The sequence below is a fragment of the Pseudomonas sp. MD330_10 genome (genome assembly GCF_042610415.1).
GTDB classification, from domain to species: Bacteria; Pseudomonadota; Gammaproteobacteria; order Pseudomonadales; family Pseudomonadaceae; genus Aquipseudomonas; species Aquipseudomonas rhodesiae.
The window spans coordinates 1-275 of the sequence record NZ_JBHGZU010000079.1; the positions used below are offsets into that span (position 1 = coordinate 1).

The window sequence follows — 275 nt, forward strand, 5'->3', positions numbered from 1 at the left end:
AGTCGCGCCTGCCGTTTGCGCGCTGGTTCGTCGGCGGGCGCACCAACCTGTGCCACAACGCCGTCGACCGGCATCTGACCACGCGCGGTGAGCAGGCCGCACTGGTGTATGTCTCCACCGAAACCGGCATCGAGACCACGTACACGTACCGCCAGCTCCATCGCGAGGTCAACCGCATGGCGGCCAGCCTGCAGGCGCTGGGCGTCAAGCGTGGGGATCGCGTGCTGATCTACCTGCCGATGATTCCCGAAGCGGCCTTCGCCATGCTGGCGTGT

At 66.9% G+C, this 275-nt stretch carries 1 protein-coding gene; it reads left to right on the top strand.

Going from position 1 to position 275, the window contains the following annotated elements; translation table 11 throughout:
* Positions 1–275: AMP-binding protein (locus ACFZPT_RS26685; protein ID WP_379559130.1), on the top strand; the 275-nt coding region annotated here is incomplete at both ends.